At 71.3% G+C, this 19,801-nt stretch carries 20 protein-coding genes; 13 read left to right on the forward strand and 7 right to left on the reverse strand.

All coding sequences use genetic code 11. The annotated features are described in order from the left end of the window. The first annotated feature begins 7 nt into the window (after window positions 1-7). Complete coding sequence (locus ACH4OW_RS33235; RefSeq protein WP_398031619.1) at window positions 8-769, forward strand: class I SAM-dependent methyltransferase; 762 nt, start codon at window positions 8-10, stop codon at window positions 767-769. 33 nt (window positions 770-802) lie between these two features. Here the strand turns inward: ACH4OW_RS33235 and ACH4OW_RS33240 are convergent, their stop codons facing one another. Beyond that, window positions 803-1,159 carry a cupin domain-containing protein gene (locus ACH4OW_RS33240; RefSeq protein ID WP_360134760.1) on the reverse strand — a complete coding sequence of 119 codons (357 nt, stop codon included), beginning with the start codon at window positions 1,157-1,159 and terminating at the stop codon, window positions 803-805. A 107-nt stretch (window positions 1,160-1,266) separates the two neighbouring features. Here ACH4OW_RS33240 and ACH4OW_RS33245 point away from each other — a divergent pair, with 107 nt between their 5' ends. Continuing rightward, a complete protein-coding gene (locus ACH4OW_RS33245) occupies window positions 1,267-2,709 on the forward strand; it encodes a PLP-dependent aminotransferase family protein (protein WP_398031621.1) in 1,443 nt (480 codons plus the stop codon). Window positions 2,710-2,725: 16 nt separating this feature from the next. Here the strand turns inward: ACH4OW_RS33245 and ACH4OW_RS33250 are convergent, their stop codons facing one another. The 3 genes from ACH4OW_RS33250 to ACH4OW_RS33260 form a co-directional block, all read right to left on the reverse strand. After that, the gene (locus ACH4OW_RS33250) at window positions 2,726-3,172 is read right to left on the reverse strand and encodes a hypothetical protein (protein ID WP_398031622.1); all 447 of its coding nucleotides are present in this window, start codon (window positions 3,170-3,172) and stop codon (window positions 2,726-2,728) included. A gap of 134 nt (window positions 3,173-3,306) precedes the next feature. Further along, complete coding sequence (locus ACH4OW_RS33255; protein ID WP_398031624.1) at window positions 3,307-4,290, reverse strand: hypothetical protein; 984 nt, start codon at window positions 4,288-4,290, stop codon at window positions 3,307-3,309. Window positions 4,291-4,406: 116 nt separating this feature from the next. Next, complete coding sequence (locus ACH4OW_RS33260; protein WP_398031625.1) at window positions 4,407-4,889, reverse strand: MarR family winged helix-turn-helix transcriptional regulator; 483 nt, start codon at window positions 4,887-4,889, stop codon at window positions 4,407-4,409. A 106-nt stretch (window positions 4,890-4,995) separates the two neighbouring features. Here ACH4OW_RS33260 and ACH4OW_RS33265 point away from each other — a divergent pair, with 106 nt between their 5' ends. The 4 genes from ACH4OW_RS33265 to ACH4OW_RS33280 all read left to right on the forward strand — a co-directional run bounded on the left by ACH4OW_RS33265 (window position 4,996) and on the right by ACH4OW_RS33280 (window position 8,195). Then, window positions 4,996-5,352: an antibiotic biosynthesis monooxygenase family protein gene (locus ACH4OW_RS33265; RefSeq protein WP_398031627.1), complete on the forward strand. Its 357-nt coding sequence runs from the start codon at window positions 4,996-4,998 to the stop codon at window positions 5,350-5,352. A gap of 90 nt (window positions 5,353-5,442) precedes the next feature. Continuing rightward, complete coding sequence (locus ACH4OW_RS33270; RefSeq protein WP_398031628.1) at window positions 5,443-6,489, forward strand: cupin domain-containing protein; 1,047 nt, start codon at window positions 5,443-5,445, stop codon at window positions 6,487-6,489. Window positions 6,490-6,557: 68 nt separating this feature from the next. Then, window positions 6,558-7,562: a helix-turn-helix domain-containing protein gene (locus ACH4OW_RS33275; RefSeq protein WP_398031630.1), complete on the forward strand. Its 1,005-nt coding sequence runs from the start codon at window positions 6,558-6,560 to the stop codon at window positions 7,560-7,562. A 147-nt stretch (window positions 7,563-7,709) separates the two neighbouring features. After that, a complete protein-coding gene (locus ACH4OW_RS33280; protein WP_398031632.1) occupies window positions 7,710-8,195 on the forward strand; it encodes a rhodanese-like domain-containing protein in 486 nt (161 codons plus the stop codon). A 476-nt stretch (window positions 8,196-8,671) separates the two neighbouring features. Here ACH4OW_RS33280 and ACH4OW_RS33285 read toward each other — a convergent pair whose 3' ends face one another. Both ACH4OW_RS33285 and ACH4OW_RS33290 read right to left on the reverse strand, forming a co-directional pair. Further along, the gene (locus ACH4OW_RS33285) at window positions 8,672-9,181 is read right to left on the reverse strand and encodes a hypothetical protein (RefSeq protein WP_398031634.1); all 510 of its coding nucleotides are present in this window, start codon (window positions 9,179-9,181) and stop codon (window positions 8,672-8,674) included. A 232-nt stretch (window positions 9,182-9,413) separates the two neighbouring features. Further along, a complete protein-coding gene (locus tag ACH4OW_RS33290) occupies window positions 9,414-10,574 on the reverse strand; it encodes a magnesium and cobalt transport protein CorA (protein WP_398031636.1) in 1,161 nt (386 codons plus the stop codon). A gap of 223 nt (window positions 10,575-10,797) precedes the next feature. Between ACH4OW_RS33290 and ACH4OW_RS33295 the strand changes: the two genes are divergently transcribed. The 5 genes from ACH4OW_RS33295 (at window position 10,798) to ACH4OW_RS33315 (ending at window position 14,157) form a co-directional block, all read left to right on the forward strand. After that, window positions 10,798-11,187: a cell division protein SepF gene (locus tag ACH4OW_RS33295; RefSeq protein WP_360134790.1), complete on the forward strand. Its 390-nt coding sequence runs from the start codon at window positions 10,798-10,800 to the stop codon at window positions 11,185-11,187. Window positions 11,188-11,241: 54 nt separating this feature from the next. Further along, window positions 11,242-12,633 (forward strand): biotin transporter BioY, encoded by a 1,392-nt coding sequence (locus tag ACH4OW_RS33300; protein WP_398031638.1) that lies wholly within the window; start codon window positions 11,242-11,244, stop codon window positions 12,631-12,633. Next, the gene (locus ACH4OW_RS33305; RefSeq protein WP_398031639.1) at window positions 12,630-12,983 is read left to right on the forward strand and encodes a nucleotide pyrophosphohydrolase; all 354 of its coding nucleotides are present in this window, start codon (window positions 12,630-12,632) and stop codon (window positions 12,981-12,983) included. The genes ACH4OW_RS33300 and ACH4OW_RS33305 overlap by 4 nt, the downstream gene beginning before the upstream one ends. Window positions 12,984-13,117: 134 nt before the next feature. After that, window positions 13,118-13,573 (forward strand): DUF6099 family protein, encoded by a 456-nt coding sequence (locus ACH4OW_RS33310; RefSeq protein ID WP_360134799.1) that lies wholly within the window; start codon window positions 13,118-13,120, stop codon window positions 13,571-13,573. A gap of 413 nt (window positions 13,574-13,986) precedes the next feature. Beyond that, on the forward strand, window positions 13,987-14,157 hold the full coding sequence (locus tag ACH4OW_RS33315) for a hypothetical protein (RefSeq protein ID WP_360134802.1): 171 nt from the start codon (window positions 13,987-13,989) through the stop codon (window positions 14,155-14,157). A 146-nt stretch (window positions 14,158-14,303) separates the two neighbouring features. Here the strand turns inward: ACH4OW_RS33315 and ACH4OW_RS33320 are convergent, their stop codons facing one another. Next, window positions 14,304-15,227 carry an LLM class F420-dependent oxidoreductase gene (locus ACH4OW_RS33320; RefSeq protein ID WP_398031641.1) on the reverse strand — a complete coding sequence of 308 codons (924 nt, stop codon included), beginning with the start codon at window positions 15,225-15,227 and terminating at the stop codon, window positions 14,304-14,306. A 288-nt stretch (window positions 15,228-15,515) separates the two neighbouring features. On the opposite strand from ACH4OW_RS33320, the gene ACH4OW_RS33325 reads away from it, so the two are divergent. Together ACH4OW_RS33325 and ACH4OW_RS33330 are read left to right on the forward strand one after the other, a co-directional pair. Beyond that, window positions 15,516-17,099 carry a 3' terminal RNA ribose 2'-O-methyltransferase Hen1 gene (locus ACH4OW_RS33325; RefSeq protein WP_398031643.1) on the forward strand — a complete coding sequence of 528 codons (1,584 nt, stop codon included), beginning with the start codon at window positions 15,516-15,518 and terminating at the stop codon, window positions 17,097-17,099. After that, window positions 17,096-19,693 (forward strand): polynucleotide kinase-phosphatase, encoded by a 2,598-nt coding sequence (locus ACH4OW_RS33330; RefSeq protein ID WP_398031645.1) that lies wholly within the window; start codon window positions 17,096-17,098, stop codon window positions 19,691-19,693. The genes ACH4OW_RS33325 and ACH4OW_RS33330 overlap by 4 nt, the downstream gene beginning before the upstream one ends. Window positions 19,694-19,801 lie beyond the last annotated feature (108 nt).

A 19,801-nucleotide genomic window follows, 5' to 3' on the forward strand; every position in this document is an offset into this window, starting at 1 on the left:
CCGTCGCGTGAACGAGGCACTCCACGACCACTACGCACAGCTGGCGGACACGTACGACGAGACGTGGGCCCACCGCCCCGAGTACCTCGACTGGATGCACGACCGCATCCGCCGCGGACTCCGCGCCCGCCCGGGGGAGTGGATCGCCGACATCGGCGGCGGAACCGGCCTGTTCGCACGCCGGCTGCTGCCCTACGCCACCGAACGCAGGCCCCTGCTGTGCGTCGACCCCTCGGCGGCGATGCTGGCCCGCCTCCCCAGGGACCGCCGCCTGCGCCCGGTGGCGGCCACCGCCGAACAGATCGCCGCCCACGGCGTACCGCTGCCCTGCGACACCTTCGACGCGGTGCTGGTCAAAGAGGCGGTCCACCACTTCACGGCGCTGGAGGAGACGCTGACCGGCCTCGCCGGCCGCCTGGCCGACCGCGGCCGCATCCTCGTCGTCACCCTCCCGCCCAAGCTCGATTACCCGCTCTTCCCACGGGCCTTGGACCGGTTCGCCGCCGCCCAGCCCGAACCCGCGCGGGTCGCCGCCGCACTGCGCGGGGCCGGGCTGGCGGTGACCACCGGCACGGAGGAATTCCGGGTGCTCGTCGAGCGGGACCACTGGCTGCACCTGGTCGCCCACCGCTGGATGTCGGTCCTGTCCACCTTCTCCGACGCCGAACTCCGCGACGGGCTGCGGGAGATCGCCGAACAGCACCCGGGGCCGGTCCTGGAGTTCACGGACCGTTTCGCCTTCGTCCTGGGCGTCGCGGGCACGACATGACGCCCGCCCCGCACCCGACCCCGTACTGCTTGGTCAACTTCCGTACTGCTTGGTGTCCGGGTGCTCGACGAGCAGGACGTGCGCGGGCTCCTCGGCGACGGGACGGTGCCGTACGCCCTTGGGCACGACGAACAGCTCACCCGCCTTGAGCACCACCGGCTCCCGCCCCTCCAGCTGGATTTCGAAGGTGCCGTCCCAGCAGAGGAACATCTCGTCCTCGTCGTGGTGGTGCCAAGGGCAGGCGTCGCCTTCAATGCGGGCGAGGCGGACAACGGTGGTGTCGTTCACCATGGCCAGGTTGCGCTGCTGGAAAGGCCCCGGCAGTTCGGCGATGGCGGCGGGCACCGATACGGCGGCGTAATGGCGGGAATCCTCGTGTCGAGTCGTCATGCCGTGATCATCGCCGCCCGCGGAACACCGGCACAGAGCCAATGCCCCATAATTGGTCCGCCCGGCGAACCAATCCTCGACCCGACGTGAGAGAACCGACCTTGGCCATGGACCCAGCCGAACTGGCCGACCGCCTCGGCCGGTGGTCGGCCGGCCGCGGCCCCCTCTACCTCCTGCTCGCCGCCCGGCTGCGACGCCTCGTCGACGAGGGCGAGCTGCCACCGGGCACCGCGCTGCCCCCCGACCGCCCGCTGGCCTCCGCGCTCGCGGTGGGACGCGGAACCGTCGTCGCCGCGTACGAACAACTGCGCCTGGAAGGCCGGATCGTCCGGCGCCAGGGCAGCGGCACCCGCGTCGCGGGCCCGGCACGCGCCACACCTCAGGAGACCACCGGAGCACCGGTCTTCCTCCACCTCCTGGAACCCCGCGACGACGACGTGATCCTCCTGGCGTGCGCCGCGCCCACCGCACCACCACCGATCGTGCTGTCCGCCTACGAACGGGCCCTGACGCGGCTGGGGGCCGCCGCGGAGGAAACCGGCTACCACCCGGCAGGCCACCCGCAGCTGCGCCGCGCCGTCGCCGACCACTACACGCGGCGCGGCGTACCGACCCACCCCGGGCAGATCCTGGTCACCAACGGCGGCCAGCAGGCCCTCTCCCTGCTCGCCCGCGCCTTCGTCCAGCCCGGCGGCACCGTGCTGGTCGAGGCCCCCACCTACCCCGGCGCGCTGGAGACGTTCCGCGAGCACGCCGCTCACCTGCGGACACTCCCCGTCGGCCTGGACGGCTTCGAAGCGGTCCTGCGCTCCTCGTCCCGCCGTCCGGAACTCGCCTACCTCGTGTCCACCCACCACAACCCGACCGGTGCGGTACTGCCACGGTTGGCGCGCCGCCGGCTCGCCGTGGCGGCCGCTGCCGCCGGTGTACCGCTCATCGACGACGAAGTCCTCGCCCACCTGGCCTTTCCCGGCCACCACACGCCGCCTCCGCTCGCCGCGTCCGAAGAAACGACCATCGCCGTCGGCTCGCTCAGCAAGAGTGTCTGGGGCGGGCTGCGCATCGGCTGGATACGGGCGCCCCGCCCCGCCGCCGACCGCCTCGCCCGCCTACGGGCAGTCCACGACCTCGGAGGCAGCCTTCCCGCGCAACTGGCCGCCGCCGAACTGCTGCCCCACCTGGAAGCCCACTGCCAGGACATGGCGGCAGAACGGCAGGCCCGCCACGACCACTTGGCCGCACAACTGGCACAACACCTGCCGGAATGGCGGACCGAGCCCGTCACGGGCGGCCAGACCCTGTGGGTGCGCCTGCCGCACGGCGACGGCGACTCCTTCAACCAGGTGGCCCTGCGCCACGGAGTAGCCGTACTGCCCGGCAGCGGACTGGACGCCTCAGGAGGAAGCCGGCAGTTCATCCGCATCCACTTCCTGGCCACGCCCGAAACCCTGACCGAGGCGGTGCACCGCCTGACCACCGCGTGGCACGACTACGGCAGACGCCCTGAGCAGGGGAAGGGGAGCACGGCAACGCGCTCGATGGCGGTGTGACACGGGAGCCCGGCGCTTACTTGTGCTGGATCGGCGGGCAGTAGCCGGTGTCCTCGCCGATGCTGTTGATCTCGGCGTTGGACCGGGGGTCGTCCGCGTAGTTGACCTGGTCGGTGCACTTCACCCCGGACTTCTTGGGGGTACCGGCCGGGGTGCCGCCCTTCGGGGAGGTGTCCTTCGAAGCGCCGCCCTTCGAGGTGTCGCCCTTTGCGGTACCGCCCTTCGAGGCGCCGCCCTTGGCGGTACCGCCCTTTGCGGTACCGCCCTTCGAGGCGCCGCCCTTGGCGGTACCGCCCTTTGCGGTGGAAGCGGGCGACTGCTGGGTGTCCGTGGGGGCGGACGAGGACGACGAGGTCTTGAGCCCTCCGCTGTCCTGGCAGGCGGTGAGCCCGAACGCGGCGACAGCGATCACCGTCGCGGCGGCGGCATTGCGGACGTGGCGGAGCGCGGTGCGGTGCGACATGTTCTTCCCCGTTCGGCTTCGGTTGGTAAGAACAGGCTGCCGCCCCCTGCTTATGCTTTACCGCCGTACGACTAACGTCCCGCTAACGGCTCACGCAGCCCCGCAGCCCACCTCGCCCACCCCCAGGCAACCGGTCAACCGGAGAAGTCGAACGCGGTGCCCAGCCCCCGCTGGTCCGCCCACGCTCGGATCCACGCCAGGATCGGGACGTCCCACTGGTAGGGCGCGGCCAGCTCGAACACGATCGTGTCCGTGTGGGAGCCGCGGGCGGGCACCTTGCCCGCGATCACATCTGCCAGTTCCAGCGCGCCGACGGGCGGCGGCGGAGGGGTGTCGCCGATGAATCCACTGGCGAAGCCGAAGGCCACCAGTTCCGGGCGACGCGCCGTAGGCACCGCCAAGCGGGCGCCGCGTTCGAGCAGGTTGCCACCGGCGCCGGTCATGCTGACCAGCAGTGCACCCGGACGCACGGACCCGGGATCGGGCACCGCCACCTCGCCATGGGAGTAGCGGCCCGCCGCGGTGATGACGTCGGCCTCGTCCACTGCGTCGTCGATGGTGTCCGCCACCGTCACGCGTATCCCGTCGCCGAGCTGAGCGCGCAGCTCCGCGCCGAACGCCGTCCGGCTCCCGGGCGTCGGGCTCCAGAGCTTCAGGTGCCTCAGACCCGGCATCACGCGACGGATGGTGCGCACGTGGCTTCGGGCCTGTGCCCCGCTGCCCAGCACCGTCAGTGTGGTGGCGCCGGCGGGAGCGAGGTGGCGCACACCGACAGCGGCGGGGACCGACGTGCGCAGCACGTTGAAGTCGTCCAGCGCGATCATGCTGTCGACCGCGCCCGTGGTGCCGTCCAGCTGCATCCCGAGCCATGCGTTGGGACGTTCCCCCTTCACCCTGTTGGGAAAGAGCCGCAAGGTCGCGGGGCCGCTCGCCAGCGAGACGAACTGCGCGGCCAACTCGTCGCCGTTGGCCAGGTCCAGTCCCGTGAAGATGGTCTGCGCCCGGTCCCCGGTGGCGCACTGGACGGCCGATTTCTCGACGGCGTCGATGGCGCCGTCGAGTTCGTCATCGTCGGCGGCGAGTCGGCTCAGGTCTGAGCGGCTCAGCAGAAGCGGCATGAAAGTACCTTTCTCGGCGTGCTCGGCGTGCTCGGGATGCTCGATGTGCTCGGCGTGCTTGGCGTGCCCGGGATGCTCGATGTGCTCGGCGTGCTCGGGATGTGGATGCGGTGCGCTTACCGCCGTCGCTCGGGGGCCGGCGAAGTCTCCGGCTCGGGCGCGGCGGGTGCCCCCGTCAGCAGGTCGGTGCAGGTGCGCAGCCACGCGAAGATGACGGCTTCGTCCGCCCCCGCCGCGCCTCGCAGAAGGTTCTCGAACTCCTCCACCGTTGCCGACGCTTGGGCGAGCCGGTTGCGGCCACTGCTGGTCAGCGTCGTACCCCGGGTCCGCAACTGCGGCGTGCGGTCCGCGCGCTCGATGTAACCGGCCTTGGCGAGGGCGTCGAGGATCCTGAGCATGGTGGGCGCGGCGACCGCCGAGCGACGGGCGAGTTCGGAGTTGGAGATGCCCGGGTGGTCTTCGAGGAGGGCGAGCACCAGGTACTGCGGTGTCGTCAGGCCGGCCTCGGTGAGGGCCGCGTCCATCCGGGACCTCAGGGTCTGCTGCAACGTCTTGAGCGCGAAGCCCAGGGATTCTTCCGGGTTTGCATGGGAGGCCATGCCGTTAGCGTAGCAACTTTGATTCGCCTGCTAACGCAAATTAGCGTGCTAACTTAGCGCCGGTCGACGCCCTCGCGCCCCGGTACGAAGCATCAGGAGGACCACCATGACCAGTCCTGCGACGACCATCTCCGTCACCACGGGTACGCCCCGGGTGACTCTGGTGAACATGTTCACCGTCGCCCCCGAACAGCAGGAAGCCCTGGTGGAGGCCCTCGACGAGGCCACGCGATCGATCTTCACGAAGATGCCCGGCTTCATCTCGGCCAACCTGCACGTCAGCCTGGACGGCACCCGCGTCGTCAACTACGCCCAGTGGGCCGACCAGGCCAGCTACGCCGTGGCTCTACGGGACCCGGAGGTCCGCAAGCACGTGCAGCACGCGGCGGGCATCGCGCAGGCGTACGACCCGACCTTGGCGCAGGTCCGGTCCGTGCACCACGCCGATACGGCCGGCTCCTGAGCCCCGCCCGTACCCCGACCGGGCAACCGGCGGAGCCGAAGCCCGAAGTTCTGGCCCTCACCTCGACGGAACACGGAACAAGGACGTCTCATGGGCACCGTTACCGAACGCATCGCGCTCGTCTTCTCCGACCAACTCTCCCACGCACCCGCCATCCCCTCCCACGCACCCGCCAGGCCCTCCCGCACATCCGGCATACCCTCCCGCACGGTCGAGCGCGACGAGCATCTCCTGCTCTCCCCACCGCACCCCAGCCCGTTCCCGATAAAGCTCTGGCGGGACCACGAACCCCTCGGCGTGGTCCACTTCCCGGTGGAGTACGAGGCCGTGCCGTTCGCGCCACCACGGGGCATCTACGAGAGCGCCCAGGTCCGTGTCGAGTGGCAGACGATGGACAACCGGCAGCCCTTCTACCACCGCAACTGCGACGTCGACGAGATCTCCTACCAGATCGCGGGCGAACGCACGCTGATGACCGAACTGGGAGTCGTCGAGCACCGGCCGGGGGAGTTCTCCCGGCTGCCCAGGGGCGTCGCCCACGACAACTACGGGCGCCGGGAGAGCCACCTGCTGTTCTATACACCCGCTCCTGTCCAGGAGGAACGCGCCGCCATCCGGCAGTCAGAGGCCGTCTTCCCGCCTTTCCCCGGCTGGGAGGCGGGCAAGACCAACGAGGCGGTCACCCAGTGCATGGGGGCTCCCGGGCATGACATCACCGTCGCGCCCGTCGACGAACTGCGGCTGTTGCGGCAGGTGCACGCGGACGAAGAACGCCTCCAAGTCCTCACCGGCGCGGACGAGCCCGGGCTGACCTGGCTGTACCGCGGCGCCGGGTTCCGCCTGGGCACCGTGCGGCTGCTGCCCGGGGGCGGGCGGATGTATCACCGTACGCTGGACGCCGACGAGATCCAGTACCAGGTCAGCGGCCACCGAACCCTGGTCAGTCAGCGCGGCATCGTCAGGCTCGGACCGGGTGACTGCGTCCGGATCCCGCTCGGCATCGCCCACACCAGCGTGTGCGGCGAAGCGAGCCGGCACATCGCTCTCTTCTCCGACCGCGAACTCCCCCAGGTCGCTGAAACAACCCGCACCGCCGAGCCGTACACCCCGGAGCGCCTGGCCGCACTCAAGCCCTGATGCGACGCTCCCGTGGCCGCCACCATCGACCGTCCTGGCTGGAACTTGCCGACCACTAAGATCCAGCCATGGAGAAGACGCATGTCGTGGCCGTGCTGGCCTTCGATGCCATGGCGCCCTTCGAGCTGGGCGTGGTGGTGGAGGTCTTCGGCCTGTCCCGGCCCGAGCTGGGCGACCTGCCCTGGTACGAACTGCGGGTGTGCGCCGAGGAACCCGGCCGGGACCTGCGGGCGGTCGGCGGGTTCACGGTGCGCGCCGAGTTCGGGCTCGACGCGCTGGCCGCGGCGGACACGGTCATCGTGCCGGGGGTGGCCGAGGCCGGGGCGGAGGTCTCGCCCGCCCTGGTGGAAGCGCTGCTGCGGGCCCATGCGCGGGGGGCGCGACTGGTGTCGATCTGCTCGGGGGCATTCGCGCTGGCGGCGACCGGCCTGTTGGAGGGCCGGCGCGCCACCACCCACTGGCGGTACGCCCGCGCACTCGGCGAACGGCATCCCGGCGTCGAGGTGGACCCCGACGTGCTGTACGTCGACAACGGCGATGTCCTCACCAGCGCGGGCAGCGCGGCCGGTATCGACCTGTGCCTCTACCTGGTCCGGGCCGATCACGGTGCGGCCGTCGCCAACGCGGTGGCGCGCCGCTTTGTGGTCCCGCCGCATCGCGAGGGCGGGCAGGCCCAGTTCATCGAGGCGGCGGTGGGAGAGGTCAGCCCCGAGGACGACGGCGTCACGCAGAGCATGAACTGGGCGCTGCGCCATCTGCGCACACCGCTGTCCGTGCCCGCCCTGGCCCGGGCCGCGCGCATGTCGGAACGCTCGTACTTGAGGCACTTCACCCGCCGCAACGGCGTGAGCCCCATGCGCTGGGTCATCGCCCAGCGGGTGGCCGCCAGCCTGCCGCTGCTCGAATCCGGCGAGGGGACCGTGGACGAGGTCGCCGCCGCGGTCGGCTTCGACAGCACCGCGACGTACCGGCACCACTTCAACCGCCAGATGCGCACGACACCGACGGCCTACCGCAAGACGTTCACCCGCGTCCCCGCGCATCCAGGAGGGTCACTTCGTACGGCTGGCTGAGTGGCTGGCGGAATCTTGGCGACGGCAGGCGTTTACGCCACTCGTGGGGCGGGCCCGGGGATCGGAGGATGGGGGCGTAACCAGCCGGGGATACCCGGCACGGCCTGCAGAAACCCGTTCCGACCAGAAAGAACGAGAGGTATCCCGATGTCTGTCACCGCCCCCGCCGAGATCACCGGCGCCGTCCTGAGCGTGCCCGCCGCCACCCCGGCCGAGGCCGCCGCCCACTACGCCGCCCGTCTCGCCTTCGAGGCGGACGTCTCCGATGTCCACGCCGATCTGGCATCCGGCGCACCCGGCGTCGTAGTGGTCGACACCCGTAGCGCCGCCGCCTGGGCCCAGGGCCACATCCCCGGCGCCCGCCACGTCCCCACCGCACGGATCGCCGACCTGGCACCGCAGTTGATCGACCCGGCCCGGACCGTGGTCACCTACTGCTGGGGCCCCGGTTGCAACGGCGCGACACGCGCGGCCCTGGCCTTCGCCCGACTCGGCTACCAGGTCAAGGAAATGCTCGGCGGCTTCGAGTACTGGGTACGCGAGGGCTTCGCCTACGACTCCGCAACCGGCGTCGAACAGCGCCCCGTCGACGACCTGACCGCTCCGCGCTCGGGCATCTCCTGCGCGTGTTGAAGGACACCGCCCGGCCGGGCGGCGCAATCCGCCCGGCGCTTCCGCGGAGTCCGGCCGGCAGCGCGCACGCACTGACGACGATTACTCAGAGCCAGCCCCGTGCTCAGAGCCAGTCCGCAGATGGTGCCGACCAGCGTCGGACCGAAGAGCATGGCCGCCCACGACAAGATCTTTTCTAAGTGCTCTACTTGGGGGCGCTGACCAGCGGCAATATGACCGATCGGGTACCTGACCTGCGTTGATCCTCCTTTCGCGTTCTTCCAGGCTCGTGCCCGGTTGGGTAGTTGGGGCGGCCGACCGTGACCGAGAGACCGGCCCCTGGAATGAGGCGGGCGATGCCGCGTTCGTACGCGTTGGCGATGGTCTCGCCGGTCAGGGCTGTGACCTTGCCAGCGCCTGAGGGGACAGCAAGGCGGGTGATACAGCACATGCTGTATCACCCGCCTTGCTGTGCGGACTCTGGGGCGCCGCTCGGGTCAGCCCGTAAGGCTCCTACGGCGAACGCGCAGTGAGTACTCCCTCTTTCCCCCAGGTGCACCACTGCTGCCCCAGCCGCCGCTGGTGGCCACGTCCCACCCCTGTTGCGCCTTCATCTGAGCGGCGAAGGTACGCAGGTCGTGAATCTCGCAGCCGCAGTCCAGCGTGACGCTGACGCTGAGGTAGGGACTTCGAGGGCTGCTCTCCCCGTACGGGTTCGGCTCCCATTGCACGTCGTGGACGTGCTCCTTGAGGCCGGTGCGCTCCTCGTCATGCTTTATGCCGTGCGCCTTCGCGTACTCGTCCAGGTCGTCGATCACGAACAAGTGGCTCGACCACTCGCCGGGCCAGACCGCGAACAGACGGGACTTGCCGGCCACGGCTCGCTCGTACGCGGCGTGGCCGCCCCCGTGCGTCACGGTGCCGTCTTCGTGGACCTCGACGTAGCACGTCGTACGGGCGGTGTAAGGAAAGTCTTTCCCTGCCGCCGCAGCACTCCTCGGTTCCAACCGTCCTCCTTGTGTACGCGGTTGCGTAGACCGTTCAGTTAACACCCACCGTGACGGCGTACGCGGGGATGTCGACGGAAATTGGCTGGCCGAGGGTTGTGCAATGGCTGGTGATGCGGGCGGTGCACCACTCCCCAGCGTCGCGCATTCTCCCTGGATTCTCCCCAGGAGGCTTCGTAGAGTCTTCAGAGTCCTTCGGGTACGCGAGTTGATCACTCCCTGCGACGCCTCGCTACAGCCAGTCCCGCCTCTTGAAGATGAAGTACAAGCTCACGCACACCCCTGCCATCAGCAGGATCGCGAACGGGTACCCGAACCCCCACCCCAGCTCGGGCATGTTCTCGAAGTTCATGCCGTAGATCGTTCCCACCAATGTGGGAGCAAACAGAATCGCCGCCCAAGACGAGATCTTCTTGATCTCCTCGTTCTGTTCGAACCCGGCTTCCGCGAGGGCTCGCATTTCGGCGTTCTGCTGTTGGTTCACGAGGGTGGCGTTGACGGTGAGGATGTCCTGGAGCGCCTGGCGGAAGCCGTCGACGCGTTCGGTGGTGTGGGTGGCGTGATCGGCGACGTCGCGGAGGTAGCGGCGGAGTTCCTCGTCGATGCCGTACTTCTCGAAGCCCGCCGTCAGGCTTTCCAGCATGCGGTTCAGGGGGCGGGTGGCGCGCTGGAATTCGACGACTTCGCGGGAGAGTTCGTAGATGCGGCGGGATACCCGTGGGTCGCCGCCGAAGACCTCGGTCTCGATTTCGTCGATGTCGTTCTGGACGCCGGCGACGACCGGCGCGAAATCGTCGACGACGGCGTCGAGGATCGCGTACAGGACCGCTTCGGGGCCGCGCTTGAGGAGTTCCGGTGTCGCTTCCATGCGGCGGCGCACGGCCGGCAGGTCGGGGGCGCCGCCGTGCCGGACCGTGATGACGAAGTCGGGGCCGACGAAGAGGTGCAGCTCGCCGAACTCGACCTCTTCGGGGTCGTCGAGGTAGCGCGCGGCGCGCAGTACGACGAAGAGGGTGCCGCCGTAACGTTCCAGCTTCGGCCGCTGGTGGGCCTCCAGCGCGTCTTCGACCGCCAGCGGGTGAAGGTCGAATTCCGTGGCGAGGGTGACCAATTCGGAGGACGACGGCCGGTGCAGGCCGATCCAGGCCATGGATCCCGCGGTGGTGCGCAGCTGCCGGAAGGTGTCGGCGAGCGTGTCGTGGGTACTGAGGCGATGACCGTCGCGGTACAGGGTGGCGTTGATGACGCTGCTCGCCGTGGAGGGGCCGGGGTCCGGCGCCGGCGGCCCGGCTGCGGCGTCGGCCGGCGGGGCGGCGTCCGAGGGGCGCTTCTTCGCGGGTTTGCGCAGTCCGCGCAGGCCGCGCCGCCCGTGGGCGGGAGGCTCAGTGCCCATGACAGAACCGACCTCCGTGACAAGTGGGGTGAACAGGTACAGGAGAACTCGACGCAGGATATATGCCCAGGGTGTCGACGCTGGTCAGTGGCCATGGTGCAGGATGGAGGGACCAGGTGACGCCATCCGTGTGTCGCTTCCGACGACGTATATGTGTATATCCCTAGAATTACGCGATGCAGATACCGCAGTTGTCCAGCGCCCCTCCGAGAGAGGTGATTCGGTGAACGGGCCCGACGCCACCGACGAACAGTGGGAAGGGCTCGCCGAGGTCGTTCCCCTTCGCAGCAGCAGTGAATGGCCTTCGTGGCCCGACCACCGTGCCCTGCCCGACGAGGAACCGGGCGAGGAGATGCGGCGGTTCGTCGTCATCCGGGTGCAGACCTTCGCCGACGCGCGCGAGGTCGCCGAGTACCTGATGGCGCAGATTCCGGTTCTGCTCGACCTCAGCAGCGCCGACGCGGACGTCGCCAAACGCATCCTGGATTTCTCCAGCGGAGTCGTCTTCGGCCTCGCCAGCGGGATGCACCGGGTGGACACCAATGTCTTCCTGCTCGCGCCCGTGGGGACCGAGGTCGCCGAGCCACCGGCCGGTGCCGTACCCCGATCGTAGGAAGGCGTTGCAGCCGTAACGGTTTTGCTTTCGCCGGTTGCCTAGCGTCCTCGTATGGACACTGACAGTGTGCGCCCGGCGGTCACCGAATTACGCCTGTCCGCCTTCAAGTCGCACCGCGGCGCGACCTTCCCGCTGGGCCCGCTGACGCTGTTGACCGGCGCGAGCGGCAGCGGGAAGTCCGGCGTGCTGCAGGCGTACGAGATCCTCGCGCGGCTCGGCAGCGGCGCCCGGCTCGAACGGGCCGTGGCGGCGGTGCCGGGCGGCGCCACCGGATGCGTACCGGCGTGGGCGCGGCCGGACGAGCAGGGCAGACGCGGCTTCCGCATCGGCTGCACGGTTGACGGGCCGGTCGGACCGGTCCGGCTCGACGTCGCCGTACAGGCCGACCCCGAACTGCGCATCGTCGGCGAACGGCTGACCGGCGGCGGCGAGACGCTGCTGACCACGGCCCTGACCGACCCTGCCCGGCGTGCGGTCCAAGCCGCCTGGTACACGGCCGGATCGACGCCGGTGACACGCGCGCCGCTGCCCGACGACCGGCTCGGTACGGCACTGCTGCCGTTGCGCGTCGCGGGCAAGACCGCCGGGCAGCGGCTGGTGCTGGCGGCGGCGGAACAGGTGGTCGTGGCGCTGCGGACGGTGTTCGCGTGCGACCCGCGGCCGGAGGCGATGCGAGGTGCCGGAGCCGGATCGGGCGACGGCGCGGGGGCGAGCCCTTCCGGAGGCGGGACCGGGACCGGAACCGGTGGCGGATCCGGTGCCGGGGACGGCAGTCGCGGGGCCGGCGGGCGCGCCGGCGGGGTCGGTGGCGCCGCCGCTCCGGGCGCGCGAACGGAAACGGGAACGGGAACGGCCGGCGGCTTTGCAGCCGTTTCCGGTGGCGACGGGATGGCGGACGACGGGGGGACCTTCGGCGGCGGCTGGGGCTGGTCCGCCGGCGACGGGCGGTTGCGTACGGCCTGCGACAACCTTCCCGCCGTACTGGGGCGGACGAGCCGCGAATGCTCCCGGCGGCACGCGCTGCTCGTCGAAGCGGTGGGGGCGGGCTGCGTCGGGCCGGTCGAGGGCCTCCGCGCCGAGCCGGTGTCGCGCGCGGGCACCGTCGGCATGCGGGCCCTGGTCGAACGGGGCGCGCAGCCGGCGACGCCGCTGGAGCAACTCGGGGACGGGGAGCTGCGCTACCTCGCGCTGGCGCTGGTGCTCCTGACGGGGCCGGAGGTGCTGGCGATGGATCCGGTGGGCGAGGTGCTCTCCGCCCGCCAGGTGCTGGGACTGGTGACGGACGGGATGGACCGGTGCCTCGACGGCCGGCAGGCGCGCGCATTGCTGGAGCTGGCGGTACGGATGGTGGGGCGCGGGCACGTCCGGCTGCTCGGGACGGTACGGGACGCGTCGGCCGCCGACGGGCTGCCGGGGGTGCGGGTGCTACACCTGGGGGCATGAGTGAGGATCTTCAAGCATTGCAGCGCCGGCTGGCCGACTTCGCGGCGGCCCGCGCCTGGCAGCAGTACCACACGCCCAAGAACCTGGCGGCGGCGCTCAGCGTCGAGGCGTCCGAACTGGTGGAGATCTTCCAGTGGTTGACGCCGGAGGAGTCGGCGAAGGTGATGTCCGACGCGACGGCGGCCGGGCGGGTCGAGGACGAGGTCGCCGACGTGCTGGCGTACCTGCTGCAGTTCTGCGACGTCCTGGGCATCGATGTGCTGGCTGCGCTGGCCGCCAAGATCGAACGCAACGAGACGCGCTTTCCGGTGAAGGGGGCCGAACGAGCCAATCGTCACTCTATGGAGTGAAGGATCTTTCCACATCGTCTTGGTTGTCCACAGATTTGCGAATTCCTCTGGCCTTTTCGGCTGTTCAAGTTCACGCTGGGTAGTGGCAGGTAGATGCGGCGAAGCTGACCACGGTCTGAGGGAGGGGGATGCGAATGGACGCGGTGCGCATCATCGCGGCCAGCCGGCGCGGACTGGCGCAGGCGCGGACGGTCCAGGAGATCGTCCTTGAGGCTTGGCAGGCCCAGGCTCTGGCCGAGGCGGTGGGCAGTCATCTCGCGATATCCGGCCCGCACGAAGTGCGGTCCCGGGCGCGGGGATTGGGCGATGCGGGAGGGAGGACGAGCGCGGCCCTGGTGGTTCCGGCGCCGAGGATCGGCGGGCCGCGAGCGGCCCAGCTGTCCGAGGTACGGGACACCAAGGCGGCGTTGCGGGGACTGTCCTGGCTGCTCGGCGAGGTGTGCGAGGCGCTGGTGGGCGTGGTCTGCGCGGCGGACGAGGAAGGGATGTACTGGATCTGCGTGGAGGCGATGGACGTCGCCGACGAATCCCGCGACCGCGTGACCGGAATACTCAAGCACCTCGCCGTACGGGACCGCGACACAGCCTGACCGGAGCACGCGCCGGCGCGTGCTCTCCCGAACGACACCCTGGCCGTCGGGCGTGGGGGCTGGGCGCCGGTCGCGTGGCCTGGGCGTGGGGCCGGGGGTTGGGTGTGGGGCGCAGAGTCTGGCGCGGAGTGAGGGGCTTAGGCGGGGCCGAGGGGTCTGGGCGCGGGGCGAGGGGGCTGGGTGCGGCGTCTGGGCGCGGGGGTGGTGTCGGGCTGCTGCCGGGGGCGTCGGGCTGCCGCTGGGGTGCGGTTGGGGGGGATGCCGGGCTGCCGCCGGGGGTGATGCCTGGGTGCCGTCAAGGTGGCGTCGGGGTGTGGCTGGGGGCGTCTGGATGTGGCTGGGGTGCGGGCCTGCCGTATGAACGTGTCGCTGTAGGCCCGCTTGGAGGCGATGATGGGTGCCAGCTCACGGATTTGATCATTCGTGCGACGGCGGGCGGGGAGCTGGCCTTCGAGACGCTGCGCCGACTGATCCACTTCGTCGTCGACGACCAGGCCAAGGATTTGCGCGACGACGCGACCCTGCTGCTGGTGGAGTGGTGCCCGGGGGCCTGGGAGCAGGGCGGGGACGCGCCCGCCGGGTGACGGCTGCCCCGCCCCCGGCCCCCGCCCGCCGGGTGAATGGCCGCCCGGGCCCCGGCCCCAGCCTGCCGTAACGCCCCCGCCCGCCATAACGCCCCCAGCCCGCCGCCGCGCCCCCGCCCGCCCGAGCCGTCCGCCGAGCGGTGTTTTCAGGAGACCTGTGGCATGACCTCGGAGGCGATCAGTTCCAGCTGGTCGAGGTCGGTCAGGTCGAGCATCTGGAGGTAGACGCGCTGGGAGCCGACGGCCCCGAAACGGCCGAGGCGTTCGACGACCTCGGCGGGGGAGCCGGCCAGTCCGTTGGCCTTCAACTCGTCGACCTCGCGGCCGATGGCGTCCGCGCGGCGCTTGACCTCCGCGTCGTTCTTGCCGACGCAGGCGACCAGGGCGTTGGAGTAGACCAGGTCGTCGGCGTCGCGGCCGCGAGCCTCGGCGGCCGCGCGTACCCGCTTGAACTGCTGCTCGGTGGCGTCCAGCGAGGCGAAGGGGATGTTGAACTCGTCGGCGTACTCGGCGGCCAGCGCGGGGGTGCGCTTGGCGCCGTGCCCGCCGATGAGGACCGGCACCTTCGGCTGCGCCGGCTTCGGCGGCGCGGGCGAGTCCGTCAGCTGGTAGAACTTCCCGTCGAAGCTGAAGCGTTCGCCTGTCGGCGTCTTCCACAGCCCGGTGATGATCGCAAGCTGTTCCTCCAGCCGGCCGAACTTCTCCTTGGGGAAGGGGATGCCGTACGCCTTGTGCTCCTCCTCGTACCAGCCGGAGCCGAGCCCGAAGTCGATCCGGCCGCCCGACATCTGGTCGACCTGGGCGACCTGGATGGCGAGGACGCCGGGGAGGCGGAAGGTGCCTGCGGTCATCAGGGTGCCGAGCCGGATGCTCGTGGTCTCCCGGGCCAGACCGGCCAGCGTGATCCAGGCGTCCGTCGGTCCGGGCAGCCCGTCGGTGCTGCCCATGTGCAGGTAGTGGTCGGAGCGGAAGAAGGCGCCGTAGTTCAGGTCCTCGGCGGCCCGCGCGACGCGGAGAAGGGTGTCGTAGGTGGCCCCCTGCTGGGGCTCGGTGAAGATCCGGAGTTCCATGCCGCCCATCTTGCCCTGCGCGTGCCGGGAGCACGGAAGAGGCACGGCAGAGCACGGAGGGAGGGGAGAGAGGGGAGAGAGGGGAGGGAGGAGCGGGAGGGGAGGGTCGGAGGGGGCAGAGGGCGGGAAGGGAGGGAACGGAGGGCGGGGGAGGGACTGAGGGAGGAGAGGGGCGGGGAGTGCGGCAGGTATGGGCGGGGCGGAGGGGGATGGCAATCCTCGTGTTCGCAGCCTCTGGTCCGTAAAACGCTTAGGTCATATCGCCGCTATCGGGCGATACTCGTTTGCGTGTTCCTGACGATAACCACCACTGGCAGCGCCGAGCGCCCCGCGACCGACCTCGGGTTTCTGCTGCACAAGCACCCCGCCAAGGCGCAGGCGTTCTCGACGGCGCACGGCACGGCCCACGTGTTCTACCCGGAGGCGGACGCCGAACGCTGCACGGCCGCGCTCCTCCTGGAGGTGGACCCGGTCGCGCTGGTACGGCGCGGCCGGGGCAAGGGCCGCGGTGGCGCCCCGGATTCGGCCCTCGCGCAGTACGTCAACGACCGCCCGTACGCGGCCTCTTCGCTGCTGGCCGTGGCGCTGAGCGCGGTGTTCGCGAGCGCGATGAAGGGGCAGTGCAATGCGCGCCCCGAGCTGCCCGCGCTGCCGCTGCCGCTGCGTGTGGCGCTGCCCGCCGTGCCCGCGCGCGGTGGCGCCGACCTCGTGCACCGGCTGTTCGAGCCGCTGGGCTGGACGGTGCGCGCCGAGCCGGTGCCGCTGGACGAGACGTTTCCCGAGTGGGGTGACTCGCGGTACGTACGTCTGGAGCTGGCGGGGGAGCGGACGGTCGCCGAGGCGCTGCGGCACCTGTATGTGCTGCTGCCGGTGCTGGACGACGCCAAGCACTACTGGGTCTCGCCCGACGAGGTCGACAAGCTGCTGCGGGCCGGCGAAGGCTGGCTGGAGAGCCACCCGGAGCAGCGGCTGATCGCCGGGCGCTACCTGGCCCGCCGCTGGTCGCTGACGCGCGAGGCGCTGGAGCGGCTGGAGCTGGCCCGGCTCGCCGAGGTGGACGACACGGCCGCCGAGGAGATCGACAACGCGGTGGACGAGGCGGCCGACACCGAGGAGCAGCCGGTGCCGCTCGCCGTGCAGCGCCGGGCCGCGATCCTCGGTGTGCTGCGTGACGCGAAGGCGGCGCGGGTGCTCGACCTGGGCTGCGGGCAGGGCCAGCTGGTGGGCGAGCTGCTCAAGGAGGGGCAGTTCACCGACATCGTCGGGGTGGACGTGTCGATGCGCGCGCTGCACGAGGCGCGGCACCGGCTGCGGCTGGACCGGATGCCGGAGCGGCAGGCCGAGCGCGTACGTCTCGTGCAGGGTTCGCTGGCGTACACGGATGCCAGGTTGAAGGGTTACGACGCGGCCGTGCTGAGTGAGGTCGTCGAGCACGTCGACCTGCCGCGGCTGCCCGCGCTGGAGTACGCGGTGTTCGGTTCGGCCAGGCCGCGTACGGTCGTCGTGACGACGCCCAACGTCGAGTACAACGTGCGCTGGGAGTCGCTGCCCGCCGGGCACGTACGCCACCGCGACCACCGCTTCGAGTGGACGCGGGAGGAGTTCCGTACGTGGGCCGGCGAGGTGGCGGACCGGCACGGGTACGTGGTGGAGTTCCGGCCGGTGGGCCCGGACGACCCGGAGGTCGGGCCGCCGACCCAGCTGGCGTACTTCCGGCTGGCGGAGGCCCCCACCACCGCCGTAGGCCCCACCCCCGTGGGCCCCACCACTCCCGTGGGCCCTGCCACCCCCGTCACCCCCGCGGCCCCCGTCACCCCCGCCTCCCCTCCCACCCCCGCACCCGAACAGCCCGAAAAGGAGGCCGTGACATGACCGGCTCCACCACCGACCGCCGCCCGCTGGCCGTGCCCGACCTCTGCCTCGTGGTGCTCGTCGGCGCCACCGGATCCGGCAAGTCCACCATCGCGGCCCGGCACTTCAAGCCCACCGAGGTGCTGTCCTCGGACTTCTGCCGCGGCCTGGTCAGCGACGACGAGAACGACCAGAGCGCCAGCGGCGACGCGTTCGACGTGCTGCACTACATCGCGGGCAAGCGGCTCGCGGCCGGCCGGCGGACCGTCGTGGACGCCACCAACGTCCAGCCCGAAGCGCGCGGGCAGCTGGTGAAGCTGGCCCGCGAGTACGACGTGCTGCCGGTGGCCGTCGTCCTCGACGTGCCCGAGGAGGTGTGTGCCGGGCGCAACGCGGCCCGCGCCGACCGGGCCGGGGTGCCGCGCCGCGTCATCCAGCGCCACCAGCGCGAACTGCGCCGCTCGCTGCGTCACTTGGAGCGCGAGGGCTTCCGCAAGGTGCACGTGCTCAGGGGCGTGGAGCAGATCGCGGCGGCGGAGATCGTCACCGAGCGGCGCTTCAACGACCTGCGGCACCTGACCGGCCCGTTCGACGTCGTCGGCGACATCCACGGCTGCCGGTCCGAGCTGGAGACGCTGCTCGGGCGGCTGGGGTACGAGGTCGTGCGGGACGCGCTCGGCCGCCCCGTGGACGCCCGGCACCCGGAGGGCCGGACCGCGGTGTTCGTCGGCGACCTGGTCGACCGCGGCCCGGACAGTCCCGGTGTGCTGCGCCTGGTGATGGGCATGGTGGCCGCCGGGCACGCGCTGTGCGTGCCGGGCAACCACGAGAACAAGCTCGGCCGCTACCTCAAGGGCCGCAAGGTGCGGCACAGTCACGGGCTGGCCGAGACCGTGGCGCAGCTGGAGGGGGAGGACGAGGCGTTCCGTACCGAGGTCGCCGCGTTCATCGATGGCCTGGTCAGCCACTACCTGCTCGACGGCGGGGCGCTGGTGGTCTGCCACGCCGGGCTGCCGGAGAAGTACCACGGCCGGACGTCCGGGCGGGTGCGGTCGTTCGCGCTGTACGGCGACACGACCGGTGAGACCGACGAGTTCGGGCTGCCGGTGCGCTACCCGTGGGCCGAGGACTACCGGGGCCGCGCCGCCGTGGTCTACGGGCACACGCCGGCGCCGCGCGCGAGCTGGCTGAACAACACCATCTGCCTGGACACCGGCTGTGTTTTCGGCGGTGCGATGACGGCGCTGCGCTGGCCGGAGCGGGAGCTGGTGTCCGTACCGGCCGAGCGGGTCTGGTACGAGCCGGCCAAGCCGCTGGCCAACGAGGCGCCGGGCGGTGCCGACGGGCGCCCGCTGGACCTGGGGGACGTGGCCGGGCGGCGGGTCGTGGAGACCCGTCACATGGGCCGGGTGGCGGTGAAGGAGGAGAACGCCGCGGCCGCCCTTGAGGTGATGAGTCGGTTCGCCGCCGACCCGCGCCTGCTGCCGTACCTGCCGCCGACGATGGCGCCCTGCGCGACATCCGGGGAGGACGGCTACCTGGAGCACCCGGCTGAGGCGTTCGCGTCCTACCGGGCGGACGGCGTACGGCACGTGGTGTGCGAGGAGAAGCACATGGGTTCGCGTGCCGTGGTCCTGGTGTGCCGCGACGAGTCGGCGGCGCGCGAGCGGTTCGGTGCGGCGGGCGGCGTGAGCGGTGCGGTGTACACGCGCACCGGCCGGCCGTTCTTCGACGATCCGGCCGTCACCGAGCAGGTGGTGAAGTCCGTACGGGAAGCCGTGGAGGGCGCGGGCCTGTGGGAGGAGCTCGCGGCCCCCGCCGCGGCCGGCTCCGGGCACTGGCTGCTGCTCGACGCCGAACTGCTGCCGTGGTCGTTGAAGGCGTCCGGCCTGCTGCGCGGGCAGTACGCGGCGGTGGGTGCGGCCGCCGGCGCGGCGTTCCCCGGGGCGCTGGACGCGCTGGAGGCCGCGGCGGCGCGCGGCGTGGAGGTGCCGGAACTCCTGGCGCGGCAGCGCGAACGGGCAGCGGACGCCGCCGCGTTCACCGAGGCGTACCGGCGGTACTGCTGGCCGGTCGACGGCCTGGACGGCGTACGGCTGGCACCGTTCCAGATCCTGGCCGCGCCGGGCCGCAGCCTGGCCGCCGTGCCTCACGACCAGCAGCTGGCGTGGCTGGACCGGCTCGTCGAGCACGACGCCACCGGCCTGCTGCGGCACACCGGCCGGCTGGTCGTCGACACCGAGGACGCGGCGTCGGTCGCGGCGGGCGTGCGGTGGTGGCTCGATCTGACCGCCGGCGGCGGCGAGGGCATGGTGGTCAAGCCGCTGGACGCGCTGGTGCGCAAGGGCGACGGCCGGCTGGTGCAGCCGGGCGTCAAGTGCCGCGGGCGGGAGTACCTGCGGATCATCTACGGCCCCGAGTACACCCGGCCGGAGAACCTGGAGCGGCTGCGCGTCCGGCACCTGGGCCACAAGCGCTCCCTCGCCCTGCGCGAGTACGCGCTCGGTCTGGAGGCCCTGGACCGCCTGGCCGAGGGCGAGCCCCTGTGGCGTGTCCACGAGGCGGTGTTCGCGGTTCTGGCCCTGGAGTCGGAGCCGGTGGATCCGCGGTTGTAGTACGGAGGGCCCGCCGCGCTCCCCGCCGCCGTGCTCCCCGCCCCCGCGCCCCCGTCGCTCGAAAAGCCGAATGAAGTACAGGCGTTCGGCTTCCTCGGCTTCCTCAAC

The sequence above is a fragment of the Streptomyces sp. NPDC017056 genome, from assembly GCF_044332485.1.
In the GTDB taxonomy this organism is placed as follows: Bacteria; Actinomycetota; Actinomycetes; order Streptomycetales; family Streptomycetaceae; genus Streptomyces.

Coding starts and splice junctions, on each gene's coding strand:
- ACH4OW_RS33245 (WP_398031621.1), top strand. CDS start 1,267: ATGGACCCAGCCGAACTGGCCGACCGCCTCGGCCGGTGGTCGGCCGGC.
- ACH4OW_RS33240 (WP_360134760.1), bottom strand. CDS start 1,159: ATGACGACTCGACACGAGGATTCCCGCCATTACGCCGCCGTATCGGTG.
- ACH4OW_RS33250 (WP_398031622.1), bottom strand. CDS start 3,172: ATGTCGCACCGCACCGCGCTCCGCCACGTCCGCAATGCCGCCGCCGCG.
- ACH4OW_RS33265 (WP_398031627.1), top strand. CDS start 4,996: ATGACCAGTCCTGCGACGACCATCTCCGTCACCACGGGTACGCCCCGG.
- ACH4OW_RS33290 (WP_398031636.1), bottom strand. CDS start 10,574: ATGGGCACTGAGCCTCCCGCCCACGGGCGGCGCGGCCTGCGCGGACTG.
- ACH4OW_RS33300 (WP_398031638.1), top strand. CDS start 11,242: ATGGACACTGACAGTGTGCGCCCGGCGGTCACCGAATTACGCCTGTCC.
- ACH4OW_RS33320 (WP_398031641.1), bottom strand. CDS start 15,227: ATGGAACTCCGGATCTTCACCGAGCCCCAGCAGGGGGCCACCTACGAC.
- ACH4OW_RS33305 (WP_398031639.1), top strand. CDS start 12,630: ATGAGTGAGGATCTTCAAGCATTGCAGCGCCGGCTGGCCGACTTCGCG.
- ACH4OW_RS33310 (WP_360134799.1), top strand. CDS start 13,118: ATGGACGCGGTGCGCATCATCGCGGCCAGCCGGCGCGGACTGGCGCAG.
- ACH4OW_RS33270 (WP_398031628.1), top strand. CDS start 5,443: ATGGGCACCGTTACCGAACGCATCGCGCTCGTCTTCTCCGACCAACTC.
- ACH4OW_RS33280 (WP_398031632.1), top strand. CDS start 7,710: ATGTCTGTCACCGCCCCCGCCGAGATCACCGGCGCCGTCCTGAGCGTG.
- ACH4OW_RS33275 (WP_398031630.1), top strand. CDS start 6,558: ATGGAGAAGACGCATGTCGTGGCCGTGCTGGCCTTCGATGCCATGGCG.
- ACH4OW_RS33330 (WP_398031645.1), top strand. CDS start 17,096: ATGACCGGCTCCACCACCGACCGCCGCCCGCTGGCCGTGCCCGACCTC.
- ACH4OW_RS33255 (WP_398031624.1), bottom strand. CDS start 4,290: ATGCCGCTTCTGCTGAGCCGCTCAGACCTGAGCCGACTCGCCGCCGAC.
- ACH4OW_RS33260 (WP_398031625.1), bottom strand. CDS start 4,889: ATGGCCTCCCATGCAAACCCGGAAGAATCCCTGGGCTTCGCGCTCAAG.